This is a genomic window from Nocardia sp. CA-151230, assembly GCF_050942175.1.
Taxonomy (GTDB): Bacteria; Actinomycetota; Actinomycetes; order Mycobacteriales; family Mycobacteriaceae; genus Nocardia.
In genome coordinates this window covers 3,451,609-3,477,158 of the sequence record NZ_CP192061.1, presented here as the reverse complement: position 1 = coordinate 3,477,158, position 25,550 = coordinate 3,451,609, and the positions used below count along the sequence as shown (strand labels likewise).

27 protein-coding genes are annotated in these 25,550 nt (G+C 64.4%); 10 read left to right on the top strand and 17 right to left on the bottom strand.

The window, feature by feature from the left end; translation table 11 throughout:
- The first annotated feature begins 12 nt into the window (after positions 1 to 12).
- The 4 genes from ACQP1O_RS16080 to ACQP1O_RS16065 all read left to right on the top strand — a co-directional run bounded on the left by ACQP1O_RS16080 (position 13) and on the right by ACQP1O_RS16065 (position 3,847).
- On the top strand, positions 13 to 1,554 hold the full coding sequence (locus tag ACQP1O_RS16080) for a long-chain-fatty-acid--CoA ligase (RefSeq protein ID WP_433566578.1): 1,542 nt from the start codon (positions 13 to 15) through the stop codon (positions 1,552 to 1,554).
- Positions 1,555 to 1,570: 16 nt separating this feature from the next.
- Positions 1,571 to 2,203, top strand: a complete 633-nt coding sequence (locus ACQP1O_RS16075; RefSeq protein WP_433566577.1) for an RBBP9/YdeN family alpha/beta hydrolase — start codon at positions 1,571 to 1,573, stop codon at positions 2,201 to 2,203.
- An 83-nt stretch (positions 2,204 to 2,286) separates the two neighbouring features.
- Positions 2,287 to 3,048, top strand: a complete 762-nt coding sequence (locus ACQP1O_RS16070) for a hypothetical protein (RefSeq protein ID WP_433566576.1) — start codon at positions 2,287 to 2,289, stop codon at positions 3,046 to 3,048.
- Positions 3,049 to 3,400: 352 nt separating this feature from the next.
- Positions 3,401 to 3,847, top strand: coding sequence for a PaaI family thioesterase (locus tag ACQP1O_RS16065; protein ID WP_433566575.1), 447 nt, complete (start codon positions 3,401 to 3,403; stop codon positions 3,845 to 3,847).
- Positions 3,848 to 3,867: 20 nt separating this feature from the next.
- Here the strand turns inward: ACQP1O_RS16065 and ACQP1O_RS16060 are convergent, their stop codons facing one another.
- The 5 genes from ACQP1O_RS16060 to ACQP1O_RS16040 all read right to left on the bottom strand — a co-directional run bounded on the left by ACQP1O_RS16060 (position 3,868) and on the right by ACQP1O_RS16040 (position 7,972).
- On the bottom strand, positions 3,868 to 4,116 hold the full coding sequence (locus ACQP1O_RS16060; RefSeq protein ID WP_433566574.1) for a hypothetical protein: 249 nt from the start codon (positions 4,114 to 4,116) through the stop codon (positions 3,868 to 3,870).
- A 36-nt stretch (positions 4,117 to 4,152) separates the two neighbouring features.
- On the bottom strand, positions 4,153 to 4,926 hold the full coding sequence (locus ACQP1O_RS16055) for a DUF5984 family protein (RefSeq protein ID WP_433566573.1): 774 nt from the start codon (positions 4,924 to 4,926) through the stop codon (positions 4,153 to 4,155).
- Positions 4,927 to 5,245: 319 nt separating this feature from the next.
- On the bottom strand, positions 5,246 to 6,250 hold the full coding sequence (locus ACQP1O_RS16050) for an alpha/beta hydrolase (protein WP_433567697.1): 1,005 nt from the start codon (positions 6,248 to 6,250) through the stop codon (positions 5,246 to 5,248).
- A gap of 306 nt (positions 6,251 to 6,556) precedes the next feature.
- On the bottom strand, positions 6,557 to 7,309 hold the full coding sequence (locus ACQP1O_RS16045) for a phosphotransferase family protein (RefSeq protein ID WP_433566572.1): 753 nt from the start codon (positions 7,307 to 7,309) through the stop codon (positions 6,557 to 6,559).
- Positions 7,310 to 7,507: 198 nt separating this feature from the next.
- The gene (locus tag ACQP1O_RS16040; protein ID WP_433566571.1) at positions 7,508 to 7,972 is read right to left on the bottom strand and encodes a hypothetical protein; all 465 of its coding nucleotides are present in this window, start codon (positions 7,970 to 7,972) and stop codon (positions 7,508 to 7,510) included.
- Positions 7,973 to 8,260: 288 nt separating this feature from the next.
- Here ACQP1O_RS16040 and ACQP1O_RS16035 point away from each other — a divergent pair, with 288 nt between their 5' ends.
- Positions 8,261 to 9,043: a MerR family transcriptional regulator gene (locus ACQP1O_RS16035; RefSeq protein ID WP_433566570.1), complete on the top strand. Its 783-nt coding sequence runs from the start codon at positions 8,261 to 8,263 to the stop codon at positions 9,041 to 9,043.
- 381 nt (positions 9,044 to 9,424) lie between these two features.
- Entirely contained in the window at positions 9,425 to 10,243 is an 819-nt protein-coding gene (locus ACQP1O_RS16030) for an acyl-CoA thioesterase domain-containing protein (RefSeq protein ID WP_433566569.1), read from the top strand.
- Positions 10,244 to 10,461: 218 nt separating this feature from the next.
- Here the strand turns inward: ACQP1O_RS16030 and ACQP1O_RS16025 are convergent, their stop codons facing one another.
- The 7 genes from ACQP1O_RS16025 to sigJ all read right to left on the bottom strand — a co-directional run bounded on the left by ACQP1O_RS16025 (position 10,462) and on the right by sigJ (position 16,450).
- The gene (locus ACQP1O_RS16025; protein ID WP_433566568.1) at positions 10,462 to 11,193 is read right to left on the bottom strand and encodes a hypothetical protein; all 732 of its coding nucleotides are present in this window, start codon (positions 11,191 to 11,193) and stop codon (positions 10,462 to 10,464) included.
- Between the two features lie 207 nt (positions 11,194 to 11,400).
- Positions 11,401 to 11,715, bottom strand: a complete 315-nt coding sequence (locus tag ACQP1O_RS16020; protein WP_433566567.1) for a hypothetical protein — start codon at positions 11,713 to 11,715, stop codon at positions 11,401 to 11,403.
- 212 nt (positions 11,716 to 11,927) lie between these two features.
- Positions 11,928 to 12,734 carry an alpha/beta fold hydrolase gene (locus tag ACQP1O_RS16015; protein WP_433566566.1) on the bottom strand — a complete coding sequence of 269 codons (807 nt, stop codon included), beginning with the start codon at positions 12,732 to 12,734 and terminating at the stop codon, positions 11,928 to 11,930.
- A 336-nt stretch (positions 12,735 to 13,070) separates the two neighbouring features.
- Positions 13,071 to 13,559, bottom strand: coding sequence for a DinB family protein (locus ACQP1O_RS16010; protein ID WP_433566565.1), 489 nt, complete (start codon positions 13,557 to 13,559; stop codon positions 13,071 to 13,073).
- A 291-nt stretch (positions 13,560 to 13,850) separates the two neighbouring features.
- Positions 13,851 to 14,204: an SgcJ/EcaC family oxidoreductase gene (locus ACQP1O_RS16005; RefSeq protein WP_433566564.1), complete on the bottom strand. Its 354-nt coding sequence runs from the start codon at positions 14,202 to 14,204 to the stop codon at positions 13,851 to 13,853.
- Between the two features lie 482 nt (positions 14,205 to 14,686).
- A complete protein-coding gene (locus tag ACQP1O_RS16000; protein WP_433566563.1) occupies positions 14,687 to 15,373 on the bottom strand; it encodes a sensor domain-containing protein in 687 nt (228 codons plus the stop codon).
- Positions 15,374 to 15,562: 189 nt separating this feature from the next.
- Positions 15,563 to 16,450 carry an RNA polymerase sigma factor SigJ gene (sigJ, locus tag ACQP1O_RS15995; protein WP_433566562.1) on the bottom strand — a complete coding sequence of 296 codons (888 nt, stop codon included), beginning with the start codon at positions 16,448 to 16,450 and terminating at the stop codon, positions 15,563 to 15,565.
- Positions 16,451 to 16,465: 15 nt separating this feature from the next.
- Here sigJ and ACQP1O_RS15990 point away from each other — a divergent pair, with 15 nt between their 5' ends.
- Positions 16,466 to 17,404, top strand: coding sequence for an alpha/beta fold hydrolase (locus ACQP1O_RS15990; RefSeq protein WP_433566561.1), 939 nt, complete (start codon positions 16,466 to 16,468; stop codon positions 17,402 to 17,404).
- 321 nt (positions 17,405 to 17,725) lie between these two features.
- On the opposite strand, the gene ACQP1O_RS15985 is transcribed toward ACQP1O_RS15990, so the two are convergent.
- The 3 genes from ACQP1O_RS15985 to ACQP1O_RS15975 form a co-directional block, all read right to left on the bottom strand.
- Positions 17,726 to 18,451, bottom strand: coding sequence for a tetratricopeptide repeat protein (locus tag ACQP1O_RS15985; RefSeq protein WP_433566560.1), 726 nt, complete (start codon positions 18,449 to 18,451; stop codon positions 17,726 to 17,728).
- Between the two features lie 771 nt (positions 18,452 to 19,222).
- On the bottom strand, positions 19,223 to 19,756 hold the full coding sequence (locus ACQP1O_RS15980; RefSeq protein WP_379470877.1) for a dihydrofolate reductase family protein: 534 nt from the start codon (positions 19,754 to 19,756) through the stop codon (positions 19,223 to 19,225).
- A gap of 1 nt (position 19,757) precedes the next feature.
- A complete protein-coding gene (locus ACQP1O_RS15975; RefSeq protein ID WP_433566559.1) occupies positions 19,758 to 20,681 on the bottom strand; it encodes a helix-turn-helix domain-containing protein in 924 nt (307 codons plus the stop codon).
- 266 nt (positions 20,682 to 20,947) lie between these two features.
- On the opposite strand from ACQP1O_RS15975, the gene ACQP1O_RS15970 reads away from it, so the two are divergent.
- Entirely contained in the window at positions 20,948 to 21,190 is a 243-nt protein-coding gene (locus ACQP1O_RS15970; protein ID WP_433566558.1) for a hypothetical protein, read from the top strand.
- Between the two features lie 245 nt (positions 21,191 to 21,435).
- Positions 21,436 to 22,080: a hypothetical protein gene (locus ACQP1O_RS15965; RefSeq protein ID WP_433566557.1), complete on the top strand. Its 645-nt coding sequence runs from the start codon at positions 21,436 to 21,438 to the stop codon at positions 22,078 to 22,080.
- On the opposite strand, the gene ACQP1O_RS15960 is transcribed toward ACQP1O_RS15965, so the two are convergent.
- Positions 22,049 to 22,348, bottom strand: coding sequence for a CGNR zinc finger domain-containing protein (locus tag ACQP1O_RS15960; protein WP_433566556.1), 300 nt, complete (start codon positions 22,346 to 22,348; stop codon positions 22,049 to 22,051). The genes ACQP1O_RS15965 and ACQP1O_RS15960 overlap by 32 nt on opposite strands.
- A gap of 451 nt (positions 22,349 to 22,799) precedes the next feature.
- Between ACQP1O_RS15960 and ACQP1O_RS15955 the strand changes: the two genes are divergently transcribed.
- Positions 22,800 to 23,498, top strand: coding sequence for a histidine phosphatase family protein (locus ACQP1O_RS15955; protein WP_433566555.1), 699 nt, complete (start codon positions 22,800 to 22,802; stop codon positions 23,496 to 23,498).
- 495 nt (positions 23,499 to 23,993) lie between these two features.
- Here ACQP1O_RS15955 and ACQP1O_RS15950 read toward each other — a convergent pair whose 3' ends face one another.
- The gene (locus ACQP1O_RS15950) at positions 23,994 to 24,725 is read right to left on the bottom strand and encodes an SDR family NAD(P)-dependent oxidoreductase (RefSeq protein WP_433566554.1); all 732 of its coding nucleotides are present in this window, start codon (positions 24,723 to 24,725) and stop codon (positions 23,994 to 23,996) included.
- Positions 24,726 to 25,550: the final 825 nt, after the last annotated feature.

The following is a 25,550-nucleotide window of genomic DNA, read 5'->3' as shown; positions in this document are numbered from 1 at the left end:
GAAAGATCCACCATGCTCAACCTGTCGATGCTGCTGGAAGACACCGCCCGCCGCCACCCCGACCGTGCCGCTCTCGTCCTCGGCGATCAGCGATACACCTACTCACGCACCGAGGAACTGGCGAATCAGGTCGCTAATCTGCTGGTGGCCAATGGCATCCAGCCCGGCGACAAGATCGCCCTATCGTGTCCGAACCTGCCGTGGTTCCCCATCGCGTACTACGGAATTCTCAAGGCCGGCGCGGTCGTCGTGCCCTTGAACATCCTGCTCAAGGGCCGTGAGATCGCCTACCATCTCACCGACGCCGAAGCCAAAGCCTATATCTGCCATGCGGGTACACCGGATCTGCCGATCGGCGAGTACGCGCGCGCCGGCTTCGACCAAACCCCCACCTGCGAGCAGCTGTTCGTCGTCGACGACACACCACCGGCAGCCGGCGAGGAGTTTATCGCCTTGCCACAAGCGCTGGCGGGCCAGCCGTCGCGGTTCGACACGGTGGTTCGGGAAGCCACCGACACCGCGGTCATCCTCTACACCAGCGGCACTACCGGACACCCCAAAGGTGCCGAGCTGTCGCACGCCAACATGGTGCTCAACGCATTGGCCGCCAACCGCCAATTCGACGCCAGCCCAGCCCGACCCGACACCCATCTGGCGACCCTGCCGCTGTTCCATTCGTTCGGTCAGACCGTGAACATGAACGCCGGGTTCGCCACCGCAGCCACCATCGTGCTGCTGCCCCGCTTCGACGCCGCCACAGCACTCGACCTGATTCGCGCCGAACAGATCACCGTCTTCGCCGGCGTGCCCACCATGTTCTGGGGTCTGCTGCAAACCCTCCACGACACCACCGAGATCGCACCTCACCTGCGCCTGGCGATCTCCGGCGGAGCCGCACTGCCGGTGGAGATCCTCACCAGATTCACCGAACGCTTCGGCGTCGCGATCCTGGAAGGATACGGGCTGTCGGAAACCTCACCGCTCGCCATCTTCAGCAGCACCGAACACCGGCGCCCCGGATCGATCGGAAAACCGATGTGGGGCATCGACATTCGCTTGATCGATGACGACTGGAACACCGTGGCCGGCGAGAACGCCGTCGGCGAAATCGCCATCCGCGGGCACAACATCATGAAGGGCTACCACAACCGCCCCCAGGCAACCGCCGAAGCGATACGGCAGGGATGGTTCCGCAGCGGCGACCTCGCCTACCGCGACGCCGACGGCTTCTACTACGTCGTCGACCGTGCCAAGGACATGATCGTCCGCGGCGGTCTCAACGTCTATCCCCGCGAAATCGAAGAGCTCCTCATGACCCACGACGGGGTTTCCCTGGCCGCCGTGGTCGGGATACCCCATGACAGCCACGGCGAGGAAATCAAGGCCTATGTCATCCCAACCCCCGGAACCTGCCTCACCGAAGCCGAACTCATCGCCTGGTCGAAGCAACAGGTGGCGGCCTACAAATACCCCCGCTACGTCGAGTTCGTCCAAACACTGCCGATGACCGCCACCGGCAAGATCCTCAAACGCGAACTCCGCACCGCCCAGTAACGGATTTGAGCCCACCATGAACCCCACCACTGAACCCATCATCGTCATGGTGCCCGGACTCGCCGATGACCACGACGACCACTGGCAGACGCGGCTCGCCACCGAAGTCAACGCCACCCGCACCGTGCCGAACCCGCCGGTGCCCGCGCACCTGAACCGTCACGCGTGGGTCACCGCACTGGATTCGGCCGTGCGTGAACTCCCTCATCCGGTCGTATTGGTCGCGCACGGCGCCGGTGTCCTCACCACCGTCCACTGGGCCCGACACGCCACCGGCAATGTCCTCGCCGCCCTGCTCGTCACCCCGCCAGACGTCGAAATACCGCTCCCCACCGGCTATCCGACAACCGATCAGCTCACCCACCACGGCTGGAATCCCATCCCACGCCGCCGACTTCCGTTCCCGAGCATCCTCGCCACCAGCACCAACGACGTTCTCGCCAGCCGACGACGAGTCGCCGGCATGGCCGAAACCTGGGGCAGCCGCCTGGTCGACCTCGGCCCAGTCGGCCACCTCGACCCCCGCGCCGGATACCGCATGTGGCCCTATGCCAGAACACTGCTCGACGAGCTGATGCAGTCGCTGCACCGGACCAACCCCGCCAGCACAACCCGCGACCCACACCCTGCACGCGTCAAGAACTCTTAGCCCGAACGCGACTCGCGCACCAGGCCCGAACTCACAGCCCGCCCGGGGTTGTGACGATCCCACCAATGCAGATGAGGATCCGCATGAGCAAGATCAAGAAAACCGCCATCGCCGCAACACTGTCGGTCTCGGCTCTCACCGTCACCGCCGCCACGGTCAACGCCGCACCCGCCGACAATCCACCGACACCGGTCCACTACGAGATCACTTCCCGTGACGGATCCGCGATCCTGACCACGACCGACGGGCTACTGAAAACCGTCGGCGACCAACTCGTGCTCACCGACCGCGACGACCGCCCCGCCGCGGCGATCCCGCTCATCTACCGCATCGACGACACCGCATACGCGATCACCGCCGCCATCGAGGGGCAGACCGCCACCTTGGCCCCGTCGAAAAACGTTGTCGCAGCACCGCACGTGCCAACTGGCCCGACCATCACCACCGAACAGGCCGCAACCCAGATCGCCGAATCCTTCAACCCGCGCGACAGCCAAGCCCTCGGCACATTCGCCCAACGTGTCTCCATCGGCGCCGGAATCAGCGCGGTCCTCGGCGCGGTCCTCGGCGCCGGTGTCGGCTGCCTGGTCGGCGGCGCCGCAGGTGCTGCGATCTCCAGCCCGGTTATCGCGTTGCTCGTGCCGTTCGTTGGAGCCACCGTCGCCGGCTGCGTTCTCGGTGCCGCCACCCTCGGCGCGGTCGGGTCCATGATCGGTCTCGTCGTCGCCGGCGGACCGATCACACTCTTCTCCGCCATCCAGTACTTCTCGACCATCCTCGCGCCCTGCCCGCCCGAGCTCGCCTACTGCAAGGACCCGGCACAGCCTGCGCCGCAAGCCAAATAGCCCACACCACAGCCACATCCGGCACCGCACCCGGATGTGGCTGCCCGGCCGGTTGGGCCCCATCGTCGCGAGTCGCCGCTACCGCTCCATCGAGACCCCGATCGAGGATAATGGCCACCCACCGCCTGCGCCGACCCCCACTTCGACCGGTCGAGTCCTTGCTCATAGCAGAGGGATGGTGTTGCCGACGGCGCAGGCGGGTGGATCAGTAGGTCGTGTGCAGAGGTTGTTCGGCTTGGGGATATGCCCAACGAATCTATGACTTCTGTTGAGCAGCGCGGGATTCCGGCTAGGGTGAAGGATCGAGGCGAGCGTCTCCAAGACCAGATCTGGGGGATCCGTGATCAGTGACATGAGCATCCAGGAACGCCATTTCCCGATCACCACATGCTTCGGATGCGGACCGGCCAACCCTTCCGGCACGCATCTTCGCAGCTATCGGGCAGACGACGACACGGTGGTGGGATCGTTCACCCCGGGTCCGGACCACGGCAACGGGCTCGGATTGGTCCACGGTGGGGTCATCTCTGCTGTGCTGGACTGCCATTCGGGCGCGGTCGTGTTCCAAGCCGCCATCGATCGCGGGTGGTTCAGCGAGCACGACATGGTGGCCCCTTTGGTCACCGCTGGGTTCGACGTCAGCTTCCTACGCCCCACACCGCTAGGCCCTGCCCTCGACCTTTGGGCACAAATGGAACAACTGACCGAGCAGCAGGCCATCACCAACGCCGAACTACGCTTCGACAGCAAAACGCGAGTCTCGATGCGCTCCACTTGGAAACGGCTCAACCCTCGCTGAGAACCATTCGCAACCTTCCGCTACATCGCCCCCTTGCGATCCCAACACCGGACAGTCCGAGTGCAATAGTCCCGGCCAACCGGCACGATCATGTCGCTGATGCCGCCGACGTCGTCACCGGTGATACCGGCCAAGGTGGTGTGCATGACCTGCGCGACCTCACCGGTCTGGTCGGTGAAGGTGTTGGTGACGGTGAGAAGGTCCTTGCCCGCGATCCGGCGCACCGAGGAGAGCTCGACATCGCTGACCAACCGGTCGCCGGTGAGCACCGGCTTCGAACCGCGGTATGCGGCATTTCCGTGCGTTCACGCCAGATGCGGAGCCAGGATCGCCGCGCCTGCACGTACGGCGGCCCAGTCGGTGTCGTCCTGCCGCGCCAACGCCCGCGGCAACCACGTCCGACGCTGCGCCTGTTCCCGAATCAGCGCAGGGATATCGAGCTCGATCCCCGGGACGGTGCCGGCCACAGCCAGGTGGTCCACACGCTCCTGCATGGCTTGCAGCAGTCGGTGGTCGAAATCGGTTACAGCAGCGATGAATTCCTCCGTGCTGACCGTTCTCAGACCCGACAGCGGCGAGGAGAACGTGATCTCACCGTCGGGATCGGGTGTGAACCGCCACGCCACGGCGACCGTGTCCTCGGGGCAGAGCGTGCGCCACCACCGAAACGCGGGCCCGAATCGCAGATACGAGGTGTCGATCCAGCGCAGGCTGTACGCCTCGGAAGCGGCCTCGATCGCTGGATCTTCGAGGAGATCCGGATCGCCGGTGCCGACCCACTCCTGGGCGCCAGCGGCGAAGAACTTCGCCAAATCATCCGGCACCGGCTCGAGTGCCCAGGGCAGAACGGCGAGCAGGTCCTCCCACAGCCGCACCACGTAATAGTCCACCCACGACGTTACGGCAGCGCTGCCATCGCAGATCGAGTTCGTCGTCCGCTCTGCATATCTCAGCAGCTCGGCACCACCAACCTCCAGGCAGTACCACCCCTGGGTGAGCCCGAACCAATGCAGACGGCGATGCTCTCCCCACGGAACAACCTTCTCGAGGGGCGCCAACTCGAACCGGACACGCATCATGCCCCCGATTCAACTGATCACCCCGCGCGCTGTCGACCACATTTGTGGAACGGCGAGTCGATCGCCCTGCGGACGTACTGGGCGTTCACTGACCACTTGCACTGCGTGGAGATCCAACACGACGCGATGTAATCGAGCCAATAGCGGACGTTCTGCACCGCACCAGGTTCCGACCGCCGGCGGCCTCGCGCTGGCCGGTTCGGTCAGCGCGGTCAGCGGCAAGAGCGTGCGTTCGGCGTCGCGTTTGAGCCGATCCACCATCGGTGTGGCTTGTCCGCAGACGGCGAGGGCCCCGCTCGCGGACGCTTCCACGCTGTTCTCAGTTCGTCAGTCCCATTCCTTGTGCCAGCAGCGGCCAGGAATCGTGCAGTGCTTGTTCCCAGTACGGCCAGTAGTGGGTGCCGACCGGGGTGAACTGGTAGGTCGCCGGGATGCCCAACCCGTCGAGCCGATCCTTCAGGTTGTGCGTGCACTGGTTGGCGCCTGCTTCGATGATCATGGCGAGGGCGAGGGTTTGCGGTCCGCCGTTGTTCAAGTAGTACTGGACATCGTCCATTGCCGGGATACCGCTGCCGCTGGAGATGTAAAGCTGTGTGCCGCGGAGTTTTTCGGCGTTGATGACGGGGTCGTTCGCAGCCCACTCCGGGCTGTTGTCAGGGCCGTACATGTTCTCAGTGTTGCCGCCGCCACGGCCGACGGTCAGCTTGACACCTTCCCTGCCCGCGGGGTCGGCGATCTGTGCGCACCCGCTATAAGCGGCGACGGTCTTCCACAGGCCGGGCTTGGCCTCGGCCAATTGCAGTACCGACGTGCCGGACATGGATAGGCCGGTCAAGGCGTTGACACCGGAGGACTGCAGGGTCTGGTCGAGCAGCGGGGGTAGTTCCTCGGTGAAGAAGGTTTTCCACTTGTTGACCCCGAGAGCTGGGTCCGCCTTGTCCCAGTCGGTGTAGTAGCTGGCGAAACCGCCGATCGGCTGGATGACATTGATCTGTTTGTCTGCCAGCCAGTCCAATGCGTTGGTGCGCGCCTTCCAGTTCGCGGTACCCAGCCCACCGTCCAGGCCAGTGAGCATGTAGAGATTCGGTGCGGGCTGGGATTCGTCGACCGGCCGCTGCACATCGACAGTGATGTCTTTGCCCATGGCCGCCGAGTACACCTTCAAATGCCAAGTGCGTCCGTCCTTGGTGAGAGATGTGATGCCCGAAGTCTTCTCCGGTTCCGCCGATGCGCCGCCGCTGAGCATCGCAACCGATACTGCGGTGGAGAGCGCGAAAGCGCCGAGCCGGGAAACGGCCGCGCCACGTAGTGCAGAAAGCCTCATCGAACAGTCGGTTCCAATCCTTGGGTCGCCCATCAGCTACGGCTACATCGTCGAGGTGAGTTCCCACCCCACGGGCCGACCCATCCCCCGACCTGCTGTGTCTTCCACCGAGGCAAAACTGTTACACAACAAAGCCGTGCAGCGATACCGGGATCGTTCTGGAAGTTGCATGGGCGCAACCAACGCTGTCGCATGCACGCTACTCGGCAAAAGCGGACGTTCTGCACCGCACCAGATTCCGGCCGCCGGCGCCCCGCGCTGGCCGGTTCGGTCAGCGCGGTATGCGACAGAAGCGGATACAGCTCCTCACGGCTGATCCCGCCTCGCCTGGGCTCTGAGCACGTCGACTTCGCATCCTGGTGAGGTGGGATCGAAGCCGTGATCGATCAGCCAGCGCACGCCGCGCAGACTTCGTAACGACCACCAAGCCCGGATCACTTCGAGGTCCACGCAGGCGCCATAGCCTGATACCACATCTCTCAGGCGCTCCGGGTGCCCGAGTGTCAAGGTGGCGAGGTCGTACATGGCGTCCCCCTGAGCCGCCTCGGACCAATCGATCACGCCGGTGATCGCGTCTCCGTCGACGAATACATGAGCGAGCTGTAGGTCACCGTGGGTGAACACCGGTGTCCACGGCCGCAGCGCTACTTCGGCGATCCGGCGGTTGCGCGCGATGATGTCAGCAGGGAGGACGTCGTTCGTGACCAGCCATGCGCATTCGGCATCGAGTTCCGCGGCGAGCTGATCTGGAGTGCGACCGGGCCGCGGTGGCAACGGCGCGTCGTGCAGCATTCGCAGGGCTGCCCCCGCCGCGGCCCACGCCGCCGGCGATGCGGTCGACGGCTCGCCGAGGCGGCCGAGCGCGGTTCCGGGTAGAGCGGCGAGGGCAAGCACGGATGGCTTGCGCCACAGGATCTTTGGTGTCGGGATCGGCGCCGACACCATCGCTGCGACCTCGGCATCGATGCGCGCCTGATCGCTGTCGATCTTCAGAAACATCTCACCGACGCGCACGGTCGCGCGTTCGTGATGGGTGACGACGATCTCGACATCTTCCACGCCGGTCATTATCTAGGGGAGGTTCGCCGCCGGGTTTACCGCGGGCGGCTGATCAGTCCAAGTTCGCCGCGTACGACAGATGCCCTGTCATCGGCAGTAGCGGATGTTCTGCACCGCACCAGATTCCGGCCGCCGACGCCCGCGCTGGCCGGTTCGGTCAGCGCGGGATGCGGCTTGAGTGGATATCGCATCGTCTAGCTATTGGGGCCAGTAGACGTGGGTATCCCTGACCATCAGCGGAGTCGATTCTGTGTCCTCATACCAGCGCAAACGTGCAAGCTCTACCGAACCATCGGGGCCGACCATTCCGAGATCTACGCGCCGATACAGCCACAGCATCAGCTCGGTCATCTCTTGAAGCGTTTCGACGTGCACCTCCTGCCGAGCTTCGAGATGCCATCCAGCCGAGGTTCGTTCGAGATCGGCACCGAGCATTCCCCCGATCTTCCACGCGGGCCCGTGTGCACCGAGCAGGGGTTCAGGATCCAGTAGAACCGGCTCTCCGTCGTCGCCTTCGATGGCGAATCGGATCCCGCTTTCGATCCGAAGGCCATCCGCGGGAGCTTCGCCCAACCCCAGATGCCAGCGCAACTCCGCCACATCTGCCGCGGAGAGCTCATCCCGCAGGTCAACAGAGATCAGGAACTCGAACATGTCTGACACGGGCGCAACGTATTACAACCCTCCGACAACTCCCGCGGCGGGACGCGTCAGCCACTCGCTCATCGGCAATGGCGGATGTTCCGCTGGCCTCGGTTCGGCACGGCCAGTTGATCTTCCGATGTCCCGCGCTGGTTCGGTCAGCGCGGTATGCGGCAATACAGCACGTCTTCCGTAGCGTTGCTGTTGCGAGATTCGGGAGGGAGTTTCGGCTTGCTCCTGACGTAACGTCAGGTCCTAGCGTCGGCGGTACCCGCGCGAGGTGCGTCGGTGGAAGTGAGATGGAAGCGGATGGACGAGACGGGAATCGAGCAGGTGTGGAAGGTCGGTGAGCTCGCGACCGAGGCCGGATTGACGGTTCGGGCCTTGCATCATTACGACCGCATCGGCTTGGTCCGCCCGGCCGGGCGCACCAATACCGGTCACCGGCTCTACACCGAAGCCGATGTCCAGCGTCTGTATCAGGTTTTGGCCTTACGTCAGCTGGGCCTGGGACTGGACCAGATCGCGAACGTGCTCGCGGGCACCGTGCCAATGGCGCAGGTGCTGGCCGCGCATCGCGATTATCTGGCTGCTCAGGTGGCTGCGACGCAGGACCTGCACGCCCTGGTGGCGGCGCTGGCGACAACGGCGCAGAACCGGCCCGACCTCTCCGCGAATCACTTCCTGGGATTGATCAGGAGGACTGTCATGATCGACGACACCGCCAAGCAATACTTCACCCAAGAGCATGCCAAGGCTTTCGCTACCCTCTACTTCGCGCAGCTCACGACCCAGCAACGCGCACTGGAGCTTTGGTATGCCGAGGATGCGCAACTCACGGTCGGGGACACCCCGTACGTGGGCACCACGGCTATCTTCGAACAGCTCGTCCGATTTCCGCAGGCTGGGTACGACGCCAACGCGATTGATGTCGAGTCAGACACCGACGTCTCTGCGCTTCTTCGTGTGACTGGAAATCTCATGCTGGACGGAGCTCCAGATGCTCGTCCGTTCGAGACATCATTCACGCTGCACAGATCCTCGGCGGACGACGCGTACTTGATCGCTAACCAGACCTTCCGAGTCGTCTAGATCGCGATTGGACGATCTCGCCTGGACTTTCGTGTCACCCGGTGCCACGAGTTGGCTTCAGCTGAAGCGCGCGTTCTCGGCAGTTCCGGACTCTCTGCCGGCCTCGGATCGGCACGGGCAGTTGATCTTCCACGCACCCGCGCTGGCCGGTTCGGTCAGCGCGGTATGCGGCAAAGTAGTGCGTTTCCCACGCGGCGCCGACGAAGCGCTGCATGGGGACTTCGGGTGGATCGCCTCCGTGGTCGATCCGGCGAGGCGCCGCTGCAGCCGGATTTCGTTGTGCTGCACGGCGTTCAAGCTGCGACGCAGATGACGCATTGAAACGTGTTCTAGTATCCATGCGTATCGTGGCGATACAGAACGTGACAGGGGGCGTGTGGAATGGCGAACGCCGTTGAGTTGGCGACTGGATTCTTCGAATCCATCGATGGTGGGTTCGCTGCACTCGAAGCAGCACGAGGACCGTGGAGACCCGACTCGATCGGCGGCCAAGCCCTGACCGCGCTCGCGGCTCGGGAACTGGAACAACACTGCCCGATCGAGTCGACCGGATGCCGTCTAACCCTCGACTTCATCAGACCCACCACCTTCGACGCGATCCAGACCCGGACCGAACTCATCCGATCGAGCACGCGACTGGCGCTCCTGCATCTGGACCTGGTCCAGTCCGATCACGTCGTCGTCAGAGCATCGGCGCTATTCGTGCGCCCGTTGAAGGCGGACCAGGCCGACGGCAACGCCTGGACACCCGCCCCGGACTTCTCCCGCCCTGGCATCGTTGCCGATCCGGCGACACCAACCACATCGGCCTCGATGATCAGCAGCGCGGGATACCCCGACGACTGGTCGGCCGATTTCGCCGACCACCGAAACAACGCCCGCAAACGGATGTGGACCACGACGATGATCCCCGCCATCGCAGGCGAAGAAGCAACCCCCTTCACCCGCGTCGCCACTCTGGCCGAGGCCACGAGTCTCGTCACCAACTGGAGCGAGGACGGCGTGCCTTTCATCAACGCTGATGTCACTGTGAACCTGTGCCGGATGCCTGAATCCGAAGGTGTGGGTCTGGAATCGAACGGTCAGCACGCGGCGGCCGGTGTCGCAGTCGGTTCCGCCACGCTCTATGACGAATTCGGTGTCCTCGGGGTCTCTTCCGTCACCGCAGTGGCCAACACCCACCGGCAGGTTCGCTTCTAGACCCAACGCGAGATGCGTCGGAATCGCGCTCATCGGCATGAGCGGATATACCGACAGACTGAGATCAGCTCGGCCCGTCGATCTTTGACAACCCGACGCTAGCCGGTTCTGTCAGCGCGGCATCGACATGACCGAATGGTTCAAGCCGCAGCAAGCTCGACCCCGCTCGGGTCTCGTGCCCAGGTGCGATCGCGGGATGGTTTGGTCCTCAGCGGATTTCACTCGATCCCGATTCGTCGCAGTTGCTCGTCGAGTGTGAACGGTTCGCTACCAGGAGGGTAGATCGGCTCCGGGCGGGTTCCGAACAAGTAGTCACGGAAGGCTCGCAGGTACTCGTCGAGTTCCCGCTGGTCGGCGAACCTGGCTTCGGTCGGATCGAACCATTCCTCCGGTGTCGGGCCCCAAACGATCATGTAGTCGAGGGCTTCGCGCACCAGAGCTCCGTAGGTCGGATCCGCGGCGCAGGCGGAGCGCAGCACCGGGGCGTAACGCTGCATTCCACCGCCGCGCTCGGCGCGGTGCGCGTCCCTCAGCGGCCACAGCAGGCCATCGATATGCGGAATCTCGTTCCACCATGTGGTTTTCATGGGCAGGGTCGCGCTAGCGCGCACTCGAGGGTGTGATGCGGTGACGGGTGTCGGGTAGTCGCGGGGCGCTCCCCTTCGGTCGATATCGTGGGTCGGCCCGGTTTTGAGGTTCTCCGGTGGATACCACACGCCGCGCCACACCGGGACGCCGAAATCGCGGGGATTCACCGGTAGTGGCTCGGCCAGCGAGAGGTCGGCGGTAATTCGACGCACGGGTGGCAAGGATCCATCGGGGAAGAGATCGGCAATCATCGACAAGCAATCCCGCACGTCGAAGCCGGTCACACCGATGCCCTGCCAGAACCGGGCGTCGGGGCAGTCTCGAGGGTCGAATTCGATCCAGAACCGCCGCGCCGTGGTCATCCGAGATTTCCTTCCACCAGCACTGATGTCGAACGCCCGATGATCCCAAAGCTGATCGGCGTCCACCACTCGATTTTCGGCAGTAGCGGATGCTCTTGAGCCGCGGTCGATCCCGCTGCCGGCTGCGCGTGCTGGCAGGTTCGGTCAGCGCGGGAAGCGGCAGAATAGTGCGTCGCCGAGAACGGTTCGGCAGGGCGAGAGGCCTCGCTACTCGTAGGAGAAGTTTCCGTACATGCCCCACGTCCCATCGGGCTTCTTGTCGTAGCGGTACTGCGCCCCACTAAGCCCTGAACTGTATCTCTCGTGAAGGCCGATTAGATCACAGATGGCTTGCACGAGTGCGTCATTGGCGAAGTTGATCGGTTGGGCACTTGAGGTTAGCTGGTATTGAATCTCTCCGGCTTGGACGGCGATCGAGAGTTCAGCGTTCATCTCGTCCTCGTAGACGTGCTGTAAGACGAGGCCGCCAATGGCCATATCGATCGAGTGTTGTTCATCAACTGGGACGGGCGATCTGCTCACCGCACCGACTCTTCCTTACGACAATGGTTGCGACAAGCTCATGCACCACTCCCCATCCGGAACTTGGCAACAGCGGACGTTCTGCACCGCACCAGGTTCCGGGTGCCAGCGCCCCGCGCTGGCCGGTGCGGTCAGCGCAGCAGCGGCAAAATAGTGCGTTCGGTCGGCAACTCTGCTGGCTGCCGACCTCATCTGGCGGTGTCGACAACTGGTTATGTTGCTGTGCGGCGGATTTCGGCAGCCACTCTGCCGGGAGCCTCGAGCATCGGTACGTGCCCCACATCGGGCAGCATGACCACCCGACGGCTGGCTGAAGGCGTGACCAGTTGCGCACCGAAGCGAGAGGGCGGGACCACGCGGTCACGCGCGCTGAAGACGATTGTGGTCGGTGTGGTGATCTGGTCGAGCATCCCCAGCGCGGTGTCGGTCGGCCAGATTGCGTTGATGTCGCGCGCGGTGCAGTATCCAGCCGATTGCAGGGCGATCACAGCCAGCTCGGGCGCGACGAGCCCTGGCCGGTGACAGAGCACGCGCATCGTGGTGGCTTTACCAATCGCGGCCAGTGTCGGATTCGCGAAACCGCGCGACAGCGGAGCGAGGTATGCGCTGAGCTGGAACTTCCGCCGGAGCCGGTCGGCGTGGCGGCTGCCGCGCTGCCATAGTCCCGCCGAAGCGATGGCAGTCACGCTGCGCGCGCGGCCACGCCTGGCGAGCTCGAGTGCCATCCACCCGCCCAGAGAATTTCCGGCGATGTGCGCTGTCTCCCAGCCGGTCTCGTTCATCAGTGCTTCGAGATGATCGGCTCCTGCGGCCACGGTCAGTGGCCGATCGCCGACGGGGCCTCCCCAGTGGAACGGCAGGGTCGGTGCGAGCATGTCGAATTCGTTCGACAACTCGTTGATCACCCCACCCCAGCAATGCCATGTCTGCGTGAACGCGTGTAGCAGCAGGAGCGGTTCACCCGAACCGCTCCTGCTGAGCCCTACTGGTGTCGCCACAGAGTTCGCTGCATTGGTCATGCGCGCTCTCCGCCCCCTTCCCTTCTTCCCCAACGCGATTCACAGTCGCGACGTGCCTCGGCACTCCACCGTGCGAAGACTGGGGACGATGCTACAAACGAGGCCACGCGATGTCTACTACCACTTGTAGTTGACCTGGATTCTTCGCAATCGCCGATCGCGGCTGAGATCGCGACCGACTCCACGTCGGTGCGCGGAACTCGGCAGTAGCGGACGTTCTGCACCGCACCAGGTTCCGGCCGCCGGCGCTCCGCGCTCGCCGGTTCGGTCAGCGCGGTATGCGGCATGAGCGATCACTTGCACCGACTGTCGTTGGATTGTCGTGCGGCACAATGCTCAAGGATGTTCGATCTGCTCGCGCAGGATATCGCCGTGGCCGGCGTGACGTGCGAAGTCCTCGATCAGGAACAGGTAGATGAATCGCAGGCTCACCTCGCCGAGGCGGGGGTGGGTCCGGACGTCGTCGAGGTCGAAGTCGGCGGCGATCGCTCGGGAACGTTCGCTACCGCGGTCGAATTCGGCGATCACGTCAGCCACGGTTTCGTTGTCGTCGACGACGAAACTGGCATCGCCCGGCGTAGTGCCGCCGTCGCATTCGCTCTCGGGTAGGCCCGCCAGGATGTGCTGGAACCAGATCCGCTGGGCGACTGCGGCGTGCTTGAGCAGTCCGATCGGGGTGGTCATCGATGCAACGAGGCGGCGGCGGGCGTCTTCTTCGGACAGGCCGCGCAGCGTGTTGACCAATTCGGCCCGATTGCGGTCGAGCATGTTCTCGAGCATTCGACGTTCATCGCCGATGGTGATTCGTGGTCTCGACCAGGTCATTGCCGACTCGATTCCTTGGTTGGGTTGGATCTGCCTGTCGTACTTGTGATTCTGTCCTCGGTACCTTCTCAAGGAGTCCGAGTAGCCGGCTGGCCGAAGGATATGGCGGCACCGAAATCATCCGCAACTCGGCAGTAGCGGACGTTCCGCCGACCTCAGATCGGCACGGCCAGTTGATCTTCCGATGGCCTGTGTAGCCGGATCGGTCAGCGCGCTATGCGGCATGTGCGGACGTTTCGCGGTGGGGCCCACCGGTCACAAGTGCAATCGGTCCGTTCGGCCGCCGCAAGACTATCCGGTGGTGCCCGCCACATTCGTATTGTGCACCGAACCGACCCACCAGCTGTGGTCCCGTTCCGTGAAAACCCATGTCCCGCGGTTGGTTACCGAGAAATCCGATGTCCGCAACGTCTGCTCGACATTGACAATCGCATGTCCACCGGCAAGGAACCGCACCGCCAGAATCGCGTAATGCGCCCGGGCGTCCGGGCCGTTCCGCATCGCGCTCACGTGGTAAGCGTGCAGCTCATCCCAGTTCAGAAAGACCACACCCGCCGGATTGATGAAAACCACGTCATCGGTGAAGACACTGTCGAACGCAACGGCATCCTTCGCCGCGAGAGCGGCCTCGAGATGTTCGAACACCCTTGTGATCGCAATCAGAGCGCGGTCCTGATCCGTTGCGACGACCCCAGCCGTGGGGCGCACGCCGTGTGTATCGACAGTCACCGCTCCAACATACGACTACCCACCATCATCGATGCGGACCTCATTTGCCGGCGACCCCACGCGTGCCCATCGGCATCACCGTGCACTGACGACGTTCGGCCCGGCGGGCTCAGATAACCCCTGCCCGTTGATCTTCCACGCCCCCCACGCCGGCCGGTTCGGTCAGCGCGGTATGCGGCAAAGTAGTGCATTTTCGCCGATCTGCATCTGGATGCGTCACGTCGCAGCGGCAGGACCTCGCTGATGCGCAGCCCCAAACTCACCATTGAGCAGTGAACTCGACCGGTGGCAGTCCTTCCTGGTGGCGCAGGTGGTCAGCGACGGCGCATGACTGGGCTGTCCAATTGCGCTGAGTCGATGCCTGGCCGTGCCACCGCTCTGCGGGGCACGACCACCGCCTACGAGCGCGGCCCGGTCGACTCCGCGGAGACGGCCGCTGCCCGGCTGGTGGTCGGATCCTGAATGCGTCCCTGCATGACGGCGAGCCGGGTGAGCAGGGTCTGCGCGAAGGCGGCTTGCAGGGCGGCGCTGCCCCGCTGGACGGTGTACACAGTGAGCAGCGCTACGACACCGACGATCGTGTTGAAGACTGTCCGGTTGTGGGCGGTGTCCGCGCCCATGATCGTCTCTATGACGATGTCGTGGCTGTCGCCATAGGGAATGAACCTGCCCCAGAACCAGTACGTCAATCCACCCAGCGTCATTGCCCACCACACGATCGGCAGCACGAAGGCGATGATCGCGATCGGTAGGTTGACGACGGCGTACAACAGATCCAGCCAGCTCTGCCCCTGCCCGATCGGCGCGGTGATCCGACGGAACCACCCCGCCCCCTCCGGTGCCTCGGCGTACCGAGGCCGTGGTGCCACCCTGCCCGTCAACTGCAGAAGGCGTACGCGCTCGATGTCGGCGAAACCGCGCGCGAACAGCAGCGTCAGCGCGAGCAGCGGAATCCCGATGAAGATCACCGCAGTGCCGATGCTCGCCGCGAAAAGGGACACAAGGAGGCTGAAACTGACCAATGCGAGGGGCAATCCCAAGAACGTGTATGCGAAGTCGAGGCCCAAGCGCCGGATGATCGTCACCCAGACAACGCTAGGACCACACCCAGCGAGACCCCATCCAACCCTGGTAGGGGATCGGGCTACCCCCAGGGAGGGACGCAATTGCCACTACGCGCCGCGAGACCGCGCGACCAGCGGCATGTGCGGATGTTCTCCACCGCGCCCGAGGGGCCGGGCAGGCGGGGAAGGGTCAGCAGAATTCGAGAGCGCTCATGTCTCGTTCCAGCGAGCATTGAGGCGTGCGAGCTTGTCGGGATTGCCGATGGCGCGGATCGCGACCACCTGGTTGTCATGGGACTCCAACGCGATCACGACCATGACTTGGCCCACGAGTGACACGACCACCCCTGGCTCGCCGTTCACCGACACGACCCGGAAGTCGGCGCCCGCTCCGAACAGTGTTCTGGCGAGCGTGACGCCGACCAGCTCGGCGCCGACCAGTGGTCGGAGGGGGGCGCCGGCGACTCGCCCGCCGGAGTCGAATTCGCCGACCACGTCGTGAGCGAGTACCTCCATCAGTGCCGCCAGGTCGCCGGTGGTGCAGGCGTGTGCAAATCTCTCGGCAACCGCGCGCGCCTGTACTGGTGAGACCTCGAACCGCGGCTCAGGGTTGTCGCGCAGCGCGGCTCGAGCACGACTGGCCAGCTTCCGGGCCGCGGCCGGTGAGCGGCCGACCACCCCAGCGATCTCCTCGAAGCTCACTCCGAAGACATCGTGGAGCACGACCGCGACGCGTTCGGCGGGGCTGAGGGCGTGCAGCGCCGCCAAAAGCGCCAGGCGCACGCTGTCGTCGAGGGTGACCTGATCTGCTGGGTCGAGATCGGTGCCGGCCGGCTCGACGAGCGGTTCGGGCAGCCACGGCCCGACGTAGCGGGCCCTGGTGCGGTCGGCGCGCAGCCGGTCGAGGCAGACTCGGCCCGCAACGGTGACCAGCCAGCCCTCGACATCGTCGATGCCCTCGCAGCCGTGGCGGGTGAGTCTGGCGAAGGTCTCTTGCACGGCGTCTTCGGCGTCGACGAGGGTACCGAGCATGCGGTAGGAGACGTCGAGCACCCGCCGCCGGTGCAGGTGCCAAGCCTGCTCGATGATGTCGCTCATACATACCTCCGACGAATGAGCCTGGTGAAGTGTGACCGTCACACACGACCGCGCCGACACGTCCTTAGAGATATGACCCTTACTACCAAACCCGCTCGGCCTGACTGGCTTACTACGCAGGATTGGCCCCACCCGCTGTACGCGTTCGATTTCGACGGGCGCCGCGTCGTCTACACCGATACCGGCGGTGACCGTCCGGTCCTGCTCATGGTCCACGCCGGACTCTGGTCGCTGCTGTGGGCTGATCTGATCAGCCACCTCGAGGACCGGTACCGGTGCGTGACCCTCGATCTGCCTGGAACGGGACTCTCCGATCCCGGCGAGGCCACGGTGGCATCGGCCGCGCACACGATCACGTCATTCATCGACCATCTCGACCTCGACGCCGTGACACTGGTCGTACACGACCTCGGGGGCCTGGCCACACTCGCTGCTGTACACGATCGAGTCGACCGCGTGGCCGCACTGGTGGCCATGAACACCTTCGGCTGGCGGCCCCGCGGCATGCTGTGGCTCGCACTGCGATTCTTCGGCTCGGAGCTGATGCGGGAGGTCAACGCATGGCTTGGGTTGCTCGCCTGGGCGAGTGCGACAAGGTTCGGTGTCGGCAGACGATGGAACCGCACCCGTAAGACTGCGTGGCGACGTGGTCTGCGCGACCGCGACCGTCGCCGGTTCTTGCACCGAATGTTTCGCGACGCGACCCGCGACCACGCCACCGCCACACGCGCAGAAAGCACAGTCACCGCGCTGGCCGGCCGACCGATGATGACGGTTTTCGGCCGACTCGGCGACTACTTCTTCTTCGTTCGCCGTTGGCGGCGTCTGTTCCCGTGCCTGACCAGGGTCACCGTGCCTTGGGGGCTGCACTTTCCGATGGCCGACAACCCGCAGCTCGTGGCCGATGCCATCGACCGCTGGCACCGCAGCCATGTGGGCCGTGCTCAACTTTGAATCCAGACCCCACTGCCGAGTCCGGCTGGCTACCGGCCCTCTGATTCCGCTGCACCTTCGACATCCGCCACTCGGCATGTGCGGAGGTTCGAAAGAGCCGCGGCGTCAGGCCACAGACCACATCAGCCTCGTCGACGCCGGGGAGACGTAGCGGTTCGGCTCAGCCAGGGCCTGGCCCAGGCGCTACGTGAACTTCGTTGGATTTTTGCCGTCCACGACCGAACCGGCCGGGGCATCGACGACGCCAGCCGGTTGCCGCCCGTCACCATGTCGCCGTCGATATGCGCACAGCGCGAGCAGGGTGATGCGACCCGATACCGCCTATCCTTGTTGGTTCAGCCGGTCCAGGAACAGATCCCGATTATGCGTCGCCAGCTCCGCTTGGAGCGCAAAGGCTTCCGGCTGCTCGCGACCGAGACGTCGATACAGCTGCAGGGATTCATTGGCGACGCGCAACGCGTCGGTGAGATCCCCGGCATCGGAGATGTAGCCACCGAGTTGATGCAGGGCACTGGCCAAGAACCGCTCGTAGCGCGGTCGACGTGGGGCAAGACGGCGCAGAATGTCGACGAGTTCCTCACCGAAAGGCAGCGCTTGCCCAGGCTCACCGGTCCCGTCCAGGGAGCGGGCCAATTCGTCCAGAGAACTCAGCAAGCCGGGGCCGAACCGGTGCGGAGCGCGCGACAATCGTTCTCGACACAAGGCGAGCGCCTCCCGTGCGTCGTCCACCGCCTCCCGCTCCCGGCCCACACACCGCAGCAGATACGCCCGCAGGCTCAACGCCCTGGCGATTTGAACCTCGGTGGTCGTGCGCCGAACGATCGGCGCGCGGCGGCAGATTCGCAGTGCCTCCTCGACATCGATAAGGGCGTCGCCGTATCGATATTCGACGGACAGGGCCAACGCCCGTAACCGAAGTGCGCAGGCGAAGTCCGGACCGAGGCCCGGTAGCACCGAAGCCCATGGCCGCAGCACCGCGACGACCGTGGTCATGATTTCGGGGTCCCGCACCCACCGCTGGAACGTATCGGCGACACGATATGCCATATGAACCTTCTCCCTAAACCGAGGTTCTCAGTACCAATCCCCCGCACCGAGCCGAGTATTCCGATGCCCCAAGTAGTCCACCTCACGCACCACAGCCGCGCAAGCCACACCGAGATCACCACCAGCACAGGACAATTGCGGTAGATGACATGCCCTTCTCGGTCCTACGCTCAGCCTTCACCCCGACTGTTGGGTCGGTCATGGGCGCGGTGCCGGGATTGCTCCCGGTCCGTTTCCCATGACCGCCCGCCGAACCCGGCGTGCCCCTCTCGAGGCACCGGGCTCTCCATGTGTCTTGCCCGGTGGTCAACCGCCGCTCAGGCGGCTGCCGGTGTTGTTGCCCTCCGGGAATGAATCTTGTTCCCGCGGTAGCGGTATCGCGTCACGGCGACGCTGGATGCGCCGGTGAGCGGACAGCGGGAGTCGACCGGGTCCGACCCATCGGTGCCGACTCTGCTTCAGCGGCCGCGGTGAGCGTCGAGCCGACAGCGGTTCCGGGTGCGGCGTTCCCGATCGGGTCGGGCAATACCGGGTCCAGCGGAACCGGGTCCGCCGGTGACGGATCGATCATCTGCTGGCTGCTCCACCCCAGCCCCACCTGCCAGATCTGACAGTGCTCAAAACACCATGCCGGCTTCGAGGATCCAGGAGATGGATCGAGACCCGTGTCGGGGTACCGGAATTCCTGAACGCCCCACGAATCACGTTGCGCGATAATTTGTATGCCATATTCCGAAATCCCTTACCGCGATGAATCGGATGGTGGGGGCGTCAGCGCACGACCGAGTAACGCACGCAGGCGAATTCGCCGTTATGGGCGACTTCCGTGGCCTTCAGTTCGAGACGGCGAGGTAGCAGGGGTGCGCCCGCGCCCAGCGTGACGGGGGCGATGGAGACGATGATTTCGTCCAGCAGGCCCTGATCGGCGAATTGGCCGACCAACTCGCCACCGCCCATCAGCCAGAGGTCTTTGCCGTCGGCGGCTGCGGCCATCTCCTTGTGTACGACCTCCACCGGCTTCGAGGTCAATCGGACGTCGCGGCCGTCGTCGAAAGCCGGGAACTCGCGATGGGTGAACACCCAGGTCGGCATGTTGTAAGGCCAGGGCTCGGTGGAATTCTCATTGATCCATTGATAGGTGCTGGCGCCCATGGCGATCGCGCCCGCACCAGCCGCGAACCGGTTCAGTCCCAGCGGGCCGTCCCAGTCGACCTGCCGAGACAGCAGCCAATCCAGGTTGTGGTCGGGGGTCGCCAGGAAGCCGTCCAGGCTGGTAGCGGTGTGGTAGACGGTCTTGAAGGTCACGTCATCCTCTCTGGTGTAGCCATTCGATGGGATCGCCGTCGACGATTTCGGTTCCGGCGATGGATAACTCGGTTCGCAGCCAATGCCGTACGAGATACCTGCGGTGGATGGAGTAGCTCAGGACGTGGGCGATCACGCTGCCGATGACGAAGCTCTGCGGCGGCTCGCACAGCGCATCGATCAGAGTGTCGTCCCACCCGCCACGCCGGGTCAGATCGCGGATGGTATCCAGCCACCGAACCGCCACGCGCTCATGGCGTTTCACCAATTCCGGGAGAGCGTCGTCGGCGGCCGTCGGGATGTCCTCGCCGTCGATCGCGGCCAGCCACACCTCCTTCGACTCGATGAGATGGGCGAGCACGGTGGCAATGGATTCCTCGGGCCCCCGGAACGACTCCACCACCAGGCCCGGACATCGCACCCGCTGGTACCGCGATTCGTCGAGTTGCGCTGCCATACCGAGGAGCTCGCGGGTGTCGTCGATATCGTGATGGATCAGCAGGGTCGTGGGATCCAGCACGGCCTGTTCTTTCGGCGCACTCGTCACCCACAGCGACATGGGCGGGTGAAAGTGGATGCCATTGCTCGTGGGCAACCACCGTCGGCGCTCGTCGGTGGGAGTCAGGCTCGGCGGATGCCCGAAGGCAGCGCTGAACGCGCGGCTGAAACCCTCCACCGAGTCGTACCCGGCCGCGAACGCGACCTCGGTCACCGACTCACCCGTCGACAACTCCCACGCCGCCCGCTCCAGCAGCACCCGCCGCTTCAGCGCCACCGGCGGCTCGCCGGTACCGCGCGAGAACTGCCGAGTGAAATGGAACGGCGAAACGAAGGCATCAGCCGCCATCGCACCGAGCGTGGTGTTGTTCTCGTCCAGCACCACGTCGAGCAGTTCGCGTAGTCGATCTCGTCCGGTCTTGGCCACACGACGAGTCTGCCAACACGGCCCCGAAACCCGCTTGACCGATCTTGCTCAGCCCCCGACTCCACCTCGGCGTACGGGTTCAGGCCGTACTCACACAGCAAAATGATGCGTTCCGCCAGCGACGGATCAGCAGGGCCAGTTGACCTTCGCCTGCCTCTCACTGGCCGGTTCGATCAGTGCGGTCAGCGGCATAGAAGCGGATGTCTGTGATGCTGCTGGGTGTCTTGGACGGAGTGGATGACTGCTCGAAGGCTAAAGTCGGATTCATGAAAGACCGACCCGTCCTCGTCGTGGCCTTGATCGGGGGCTTCATCGGCGCAATGCTGTCGAGTCCGTTCGCCGTGTACTTCGGCTTCGGCACTCCTGCGCTCGCTACCGCCATTGTCGGGGTGGGAATCTTGCTGGCTGGAGGCATCATGCTCGGCGGCCTCTGCGCTGCACTGGTATGGGCCGTCAGGTCTGATCGGCGTAACGGTGGTTACCGCTGTCGCGGTGAGCGCCGGGCATAACTTTTCGAAGCTACGGTGCGGCCAGCAGCCGTAGAGGACGCGGTAATCGGCAGTAGCGGACGTTCTGCACCGCACCGGGTTTCGGCCGCCGGCGCCTCGCGCTGGCCGGTTCGGTCAGCGCGGTATGCCATTACAGGTCGGCCGGTCGTGGTTGGCGGACGTTCGGCACGGAACGAACGCGGTCGCTCACATAATCCTCACAATTCGGGGCATGTATCGCCGCATCGCTGACGTAGGTTGCTGTTGTGTTCCTCAAAGCTTTTCGACCCTCCGATGCTCCCTTGCCTGCCGCGCTGTTGGCCATGATTGTGCTCGGCGTGACGCTTCATCGCGGTTGGATAGTCACGAAGTTCTGGATTCTCGCCTTGCCGTTGCTGCTGGGAGTGTTCGTGGCTGTCGTGGTCTGCTTCGTGCTGGTGCTGTTGCTGGCTCGCCGCGATACGCGACGGTGGCCTCTGGTGGCAACCGCGATGCTCGCACTGATCGGGGTCGGCGGGTCGGTTTTTCTCTTCGTCGACTCGAACGCTAATGCGTGGACCAGGTTTTGGGTCGAGCGACCGGCATTCGCCGCTATCGCAGCGATGGAACTGCCGGATGGCAAAATCGATTTCTACGGTGTCGAGCTGCCTCCGCACCTGTGTCTCGTTTCGGCGAACTGCCGAGTGGCAGTGATCGGCACCAGTGGTGGGCAGCCGGTGCGGTTCGTACCCGACTACATCGGGATCCCCGACGATGCGCTCGGCTACGGGCATTTCGTCGGAACACCCGAGCCTGGACCGTACAACGGGTTCGGCGAACCTGTCTGCCCCACGGTGGAGCTGGCGGGCGGTTGGTGGTGGCTCGACTCTTGCTGGAACGCTACCGGCACCGGACAACGCTCGGTCCGTTGATCTTTCGCTGCTCCGCTGGGCGCCTAGCCGTTGCGGGCAATGACGTTGTCGGCGGGCCTGATTGGGCTTTGCCCGGTGCGCCGGCGGCGAGCCGTGACTTCTTGACCTTGTCGCCGCAGGTGTTCGTGGAGCACCAGCGTCGGTTGGCTCCGCGGGTGGTGTCGAGGAACAGGCCCGCGCATCCGGGGCCTTCGCAGTTCTTGACGCGGCCGCGGTCGGAGCCCGCAAGGATGTGGATAACGTTCGTGGCCAGGACTCCGAGGGGCATCTATCTGAACACCATTCGACATTCGGCAATAGCGGACGTTCTGCGCTGCACCAGGTTCCGGCCGCCGGCACCCGACGCTGGCCGTTTCGGTCAGCGCGGTATGCGGCAGTACGTTCGACCCACCACGGATCGGCCCAGTCGGTCGATCCTCCGCCGGAGCAACTGCGGCTAATTCGGTCAATGCCGGACACGGCAGCACAAGACGTCGACATTGCTCCGCCGGGTGAGCGACATCGGAATCAGGTTGTTGTCGTGATTACGGAGTGGCCGACACGGTGCGCGAAGGGTCCCGATGAATGGGATGCCTCGTAGTCGATTCGGGCAAATGGCTGCTTCTGTGAGACGCGACACTCCAAATTCCGGTTCTTCGGCATACCTGAAGTGGCGTTCGCCACGATGAAAGGCATTCCCACCCATGCGAATCCGATCTCTTCGACTATCCATTGCGGTGATGGCGACCGCGGTCGCGGCCACAACCGCTACCACCGGGGTCGCGTCCGCCGATATCGACTTCGGAAGCTCCGGCAGCAGCAGCGGCGAAATGGTCATCACCCTGGTGCGCCATGCCGAGTCCGCCGGTAACACCTCCGGCCTGATCGACACCAAGGTGCCCGGACCCGACCTGACCCCACGCGGCCGGACACAGGCAGACAACGTAGCCATCCAGCTGGCCGACAAGAATTACGACTGCGCCTTCGCGTCCAACATGGTGCGTACCGAGCAGACTGCGGCACCGACCGTGGCCAAGCACAACCTGAGCCTCAACATTCAGCCCGGTTTCCGGGAGATCGAGGCAGGCCAGTACGAGGGTTCCCCGGAGGCCGAGGCGATGTCCGGGTACCTACAGGCGCCGATCAAGTGGCTCTCCGGCGACCTGAACGCACGAATTCCAGGCTCCATCGACGGCAACGAGTTCGACAGCCGCGTCGATCAGGCACTGCTCGATGTGCAGCGCCGCCACTGCACCAACCCGGTGATCTTCTCGCACGGCGGCACCATCATGTTCTGGTCCATGATGAATGCCGGCAACGCCGACAAGAACAAACTCGGCACCGATCCGATGCGCAACGGCGGTCGCGTCGTCCTCAAGGGCAGCCCGCAGAAGGGCTGGACGATTGTCGAGTGGGTCGGCCACCCGGACCTTGGCTGATTTACCCTTCCACGCCCCGGATGTCACCGACACAATCGATGGCACCGGGGCGCAGTTGTCACTCAGCCCAGGGTCCCCATCGCGATATCGGCAACAGCCTTCATCGTAATGCGACGACCTGAACGGCCCCTCGGGTATGGCCTCACCGACTGACCAGCTCAAACGCCCTGCCGGGCGTCAAACCATATCGCACGCAAATCGGCAAGAGCGGACGTTCTGCGCCGCACCAGGTTCCGGCCGCCGGCCGTTCCGCGCTGGCCGGTTCGGTCAGCGCGGCGTGCGACATAACCGGACAAACTCGACAGTCCGGCGACGAGCATGTATTGGCTCGAATGAACATCGAGAAGGTCTTTGCGCCAATGCATTCTGGTCGGCGGTCGCGATGATGGCTGCTGTTGTGGTCGGGGGCGGACTATTCGGTCATCTGCACTCTTAAGGCGTTCGGCGGGCCGGGATGATCTCTGACTGTTGATCTTCCCACCGTCACGGTGGCCGTTACCAGGGCACCACGCCGTCGGGGCCGATGAACGAGCCGGACGTGGCGTCGACCTTCAGCATCGCGGCCTCGACCACCGGCTCGGCGCCTTGGGCGGCGGTGAGCGGCGCCTGCGCGCGGTTGATGGGTGAGAAGTCGGTCTGCACGAATCCCGGATCAACGGAGAACACCCTGATGTCCGTGTCCGCCAGAACCTTCGACAACGTGATGGTCAGGCTGTTGAGTGCCGCCTTGGAGGCTTGATAGGCGGGAACCACCAAATCGGCCGGGTCAGCGTGGGCCTGCAGCGTCAGCGATCCCATGAACGATGACACATTGACGATCCGACCCGAGTCACTGCGCCGAAGCAACGGCAGCAAGGCCTCCACCGTATGGAACACCCCGATCACATTGGTCTCCAGCGTCCGCCTCACCGACTCCGGATGCGCATACCGGCTGGGACTCGGCGCATCCCATTCAGCAGCGATGCCCGCATTGTTCACCAGCACATCCAACCGCCCATGGTCCCGCGCGATGCCGTCGGCAAGGCGTTGCACCGATTCGAACGAGGCGACATCGAGCTCCTGCCCCTGCGCGTCGATACCCCGCTCACCCAGCTGCCGCGCCGCGGCCGCCGCCGCCTCCTCGGACCGGCCCGTCACGACGACCGTGTAGCCCGACAATCCCAATGCCAGCGCCGTCTCGAACCCGATACCACGAGTCGAGCCCGTGACCACCGCAATGTCCGCCACACCTGTTCCTCTCCGGATGTGTTGTCTCGAAAGACCTTCCCTCCGAGGATGGCGTGCAAGGACCACCTGGCACCGGCGGAAAACCGACCTGACGCTCCGCCCTTCGCATCGTGCCGTCAACACGTTGGCCGGATCGGGGGCTACGGGAACCGCGCGACACCGTTTCTCGACATCTCGGTCCGCCCGGGGACAGGAGCAGGCAACGTCCCCGTTCCGACCGCGGCCACAGGGCCGAACGGCCGATCCGATCCAGTTCGCCGAGATCGTCATCGGAGTCGCGTTGGGATAGACCGGCATTCTCGCGGATGCAGGGGAATCGGCATTTCTGCGTTCGGCCGGCGCCCAGCGCCTGAGATGATCTCGGCCCGTTGATCTGTCTGGCCGGTTCGGTCAGCGCGGTATGCGGCATCGGCGCGCACTGCCGGCGGCCCGTACCCGCGTTCCGCAGAATTCGCGCCGGCTAGAGAGTCGATACCTATGTTCACCTGCGCTTTTACCAGGACGCGTCCGAAATGCCCGTGTCTCTAGGTATCCTCATCGCTGCAGGTCAGGGCACTGACGCTTGCCTGCCACCGCCTGGAACAACCCTCAAAACCGAACCAGCGGAGCTGGATTCAGCGTCGAAGGATCGGCAGTCATTGTGCCACAACGAGTCGAACCGGTACCGTTTCTCCAGACCCTGCCACGGGATGCCACCGCTCGGTCGAGTTCGCGCGGTAGGTCGAAACGGCCCTGACCTGCGAGGATGCCCACCCCTAGAGACACGGTCTCAAGCGCTGCCTGGAGAGAATCGGCAGGTCCTCGCGTATTTTTGGACTCCAGTGC

Bases quoted from the DNA above. Each gene is read 5' to 3' on its own strand.
- ACQP1O_RS16080 (WP_433566578.1), top strand. From the start codon at position 13: ATGCTCAACCTGTCGATGCTGCTGGAAGACACCGCCCGCCGCCACCCC.
- ACQP1O_RS16075 (WP_433566577.1), top strand. From the start codon at position 1,571: ATGAACCCCACCACTGAACCCATCATCGTCATGGTGCCCGGACTCGCC.
- ACQP1O_RS16070 (WP_433566576.1), top strand. From the start codon at position 2,287: ATGAGCAAGATCAAGAAAACCGCCATCGCCGCAACACTGTCGGTCTCG.
- ACQP1O_RS16065 (WP_433566575.1), top strand. From the start codon at position 3,401: ATGAGCATCCAGGAACGCCATTTCCCGATCACCACATGCTTCGGATGC.
- ACQP1O_RS16055 (WP_433566573.1), bottom strand. From the start codon at position 4,926: ATGATGCGTGTCCGGTTCGAGTTGGCGCCCCTCGAGAAGGTTGTTCCG.
- ACQP1O_RS16050 (WP_433567697.1), bottom strand. From the start codon at position 6,250: ATGAGGCTTTCTGCACTACGTGGCGCGGCCGTTTCCCGGCTCGGCGCT.
- ACQP1O_RS16035 (WP_433566570.1), top strand. From the start codon at position 8,261: ATGGACGAGACGGGAATCGAGCAGGTGTGGAAGGTCGGTGAGCTCGCG.
- ACQP1O_RS16030 (WP_433566569.1), top strand. From the start codon at position 9,425: ATGGCGAACGCCGTTGAGTTGGCGACTGGATTCTTCGAATCCATCGAT.
- ACQP1O_RS16025 (WP_433566568.1), bottom strand. From the start codon at position 11,193: ATGACCACGGCGCGGCGGTTCTGGATCGAATTCGACCCTCGAGACTGC.
- ACQP1O_RS16015 (WP_433566566.1), bottom strand. From the start codon at position 12,734: ATGACCAATGCAGCGAACTCTGTGGCGACACCAGTAGGGCTCAGCAGG.
- ACQP1O_RS16010 (WP_433566565.1), bottom strand. From the start codon at position 13,559: ATGACCTGGTCGAGACCACGAATCACCATCGGCGATGAACGTCGAATG.
- sigJ (WP_433566562.1), bottom strand. From the start codon at position 16,450: ATGAGCGACATCATCGAGCAGGCTTGGCACCTGCACCGGCGGCGGGTG.
- ACQP1O_RS15990 (WP_433566561.1), top strand. From the start codon at position 16,466: ATGAGCCTGGTGAAGTGTGACCGTCACACACGACCGCGCCGACACGTC.
- ACQP1O_RS15985 (WP_433566560.1), bottom strand. From the start codon at position 18,451: ATGGCATATCGTGTCGCCGATACGTTCCAGCGGTGGGTGCGGGACCCC.
- ACQP1O_RS15970 (WP_433566558.1), top strand. From the start codon at position 20,948: ATGAAAGACCGACCCGTCCTCGTCGTGGCCTTGATCGGGGGCTTCATC.
- ACQP1O_RS15960 (WP_433566556.1), bottom strand. From the start codon at position 22,348: ATGCCCCTCGGAGTCCTGGCCACGAACGTTATCCACATCCTTGCGGGC.
- ACQP1O_RS15955 (WP_433566555.1), top strand. From the start codon at position 22,800: ATGGCGACCGCGGTCGCGGCCACAACCGCTACCACCGGGGTCGCGTCC.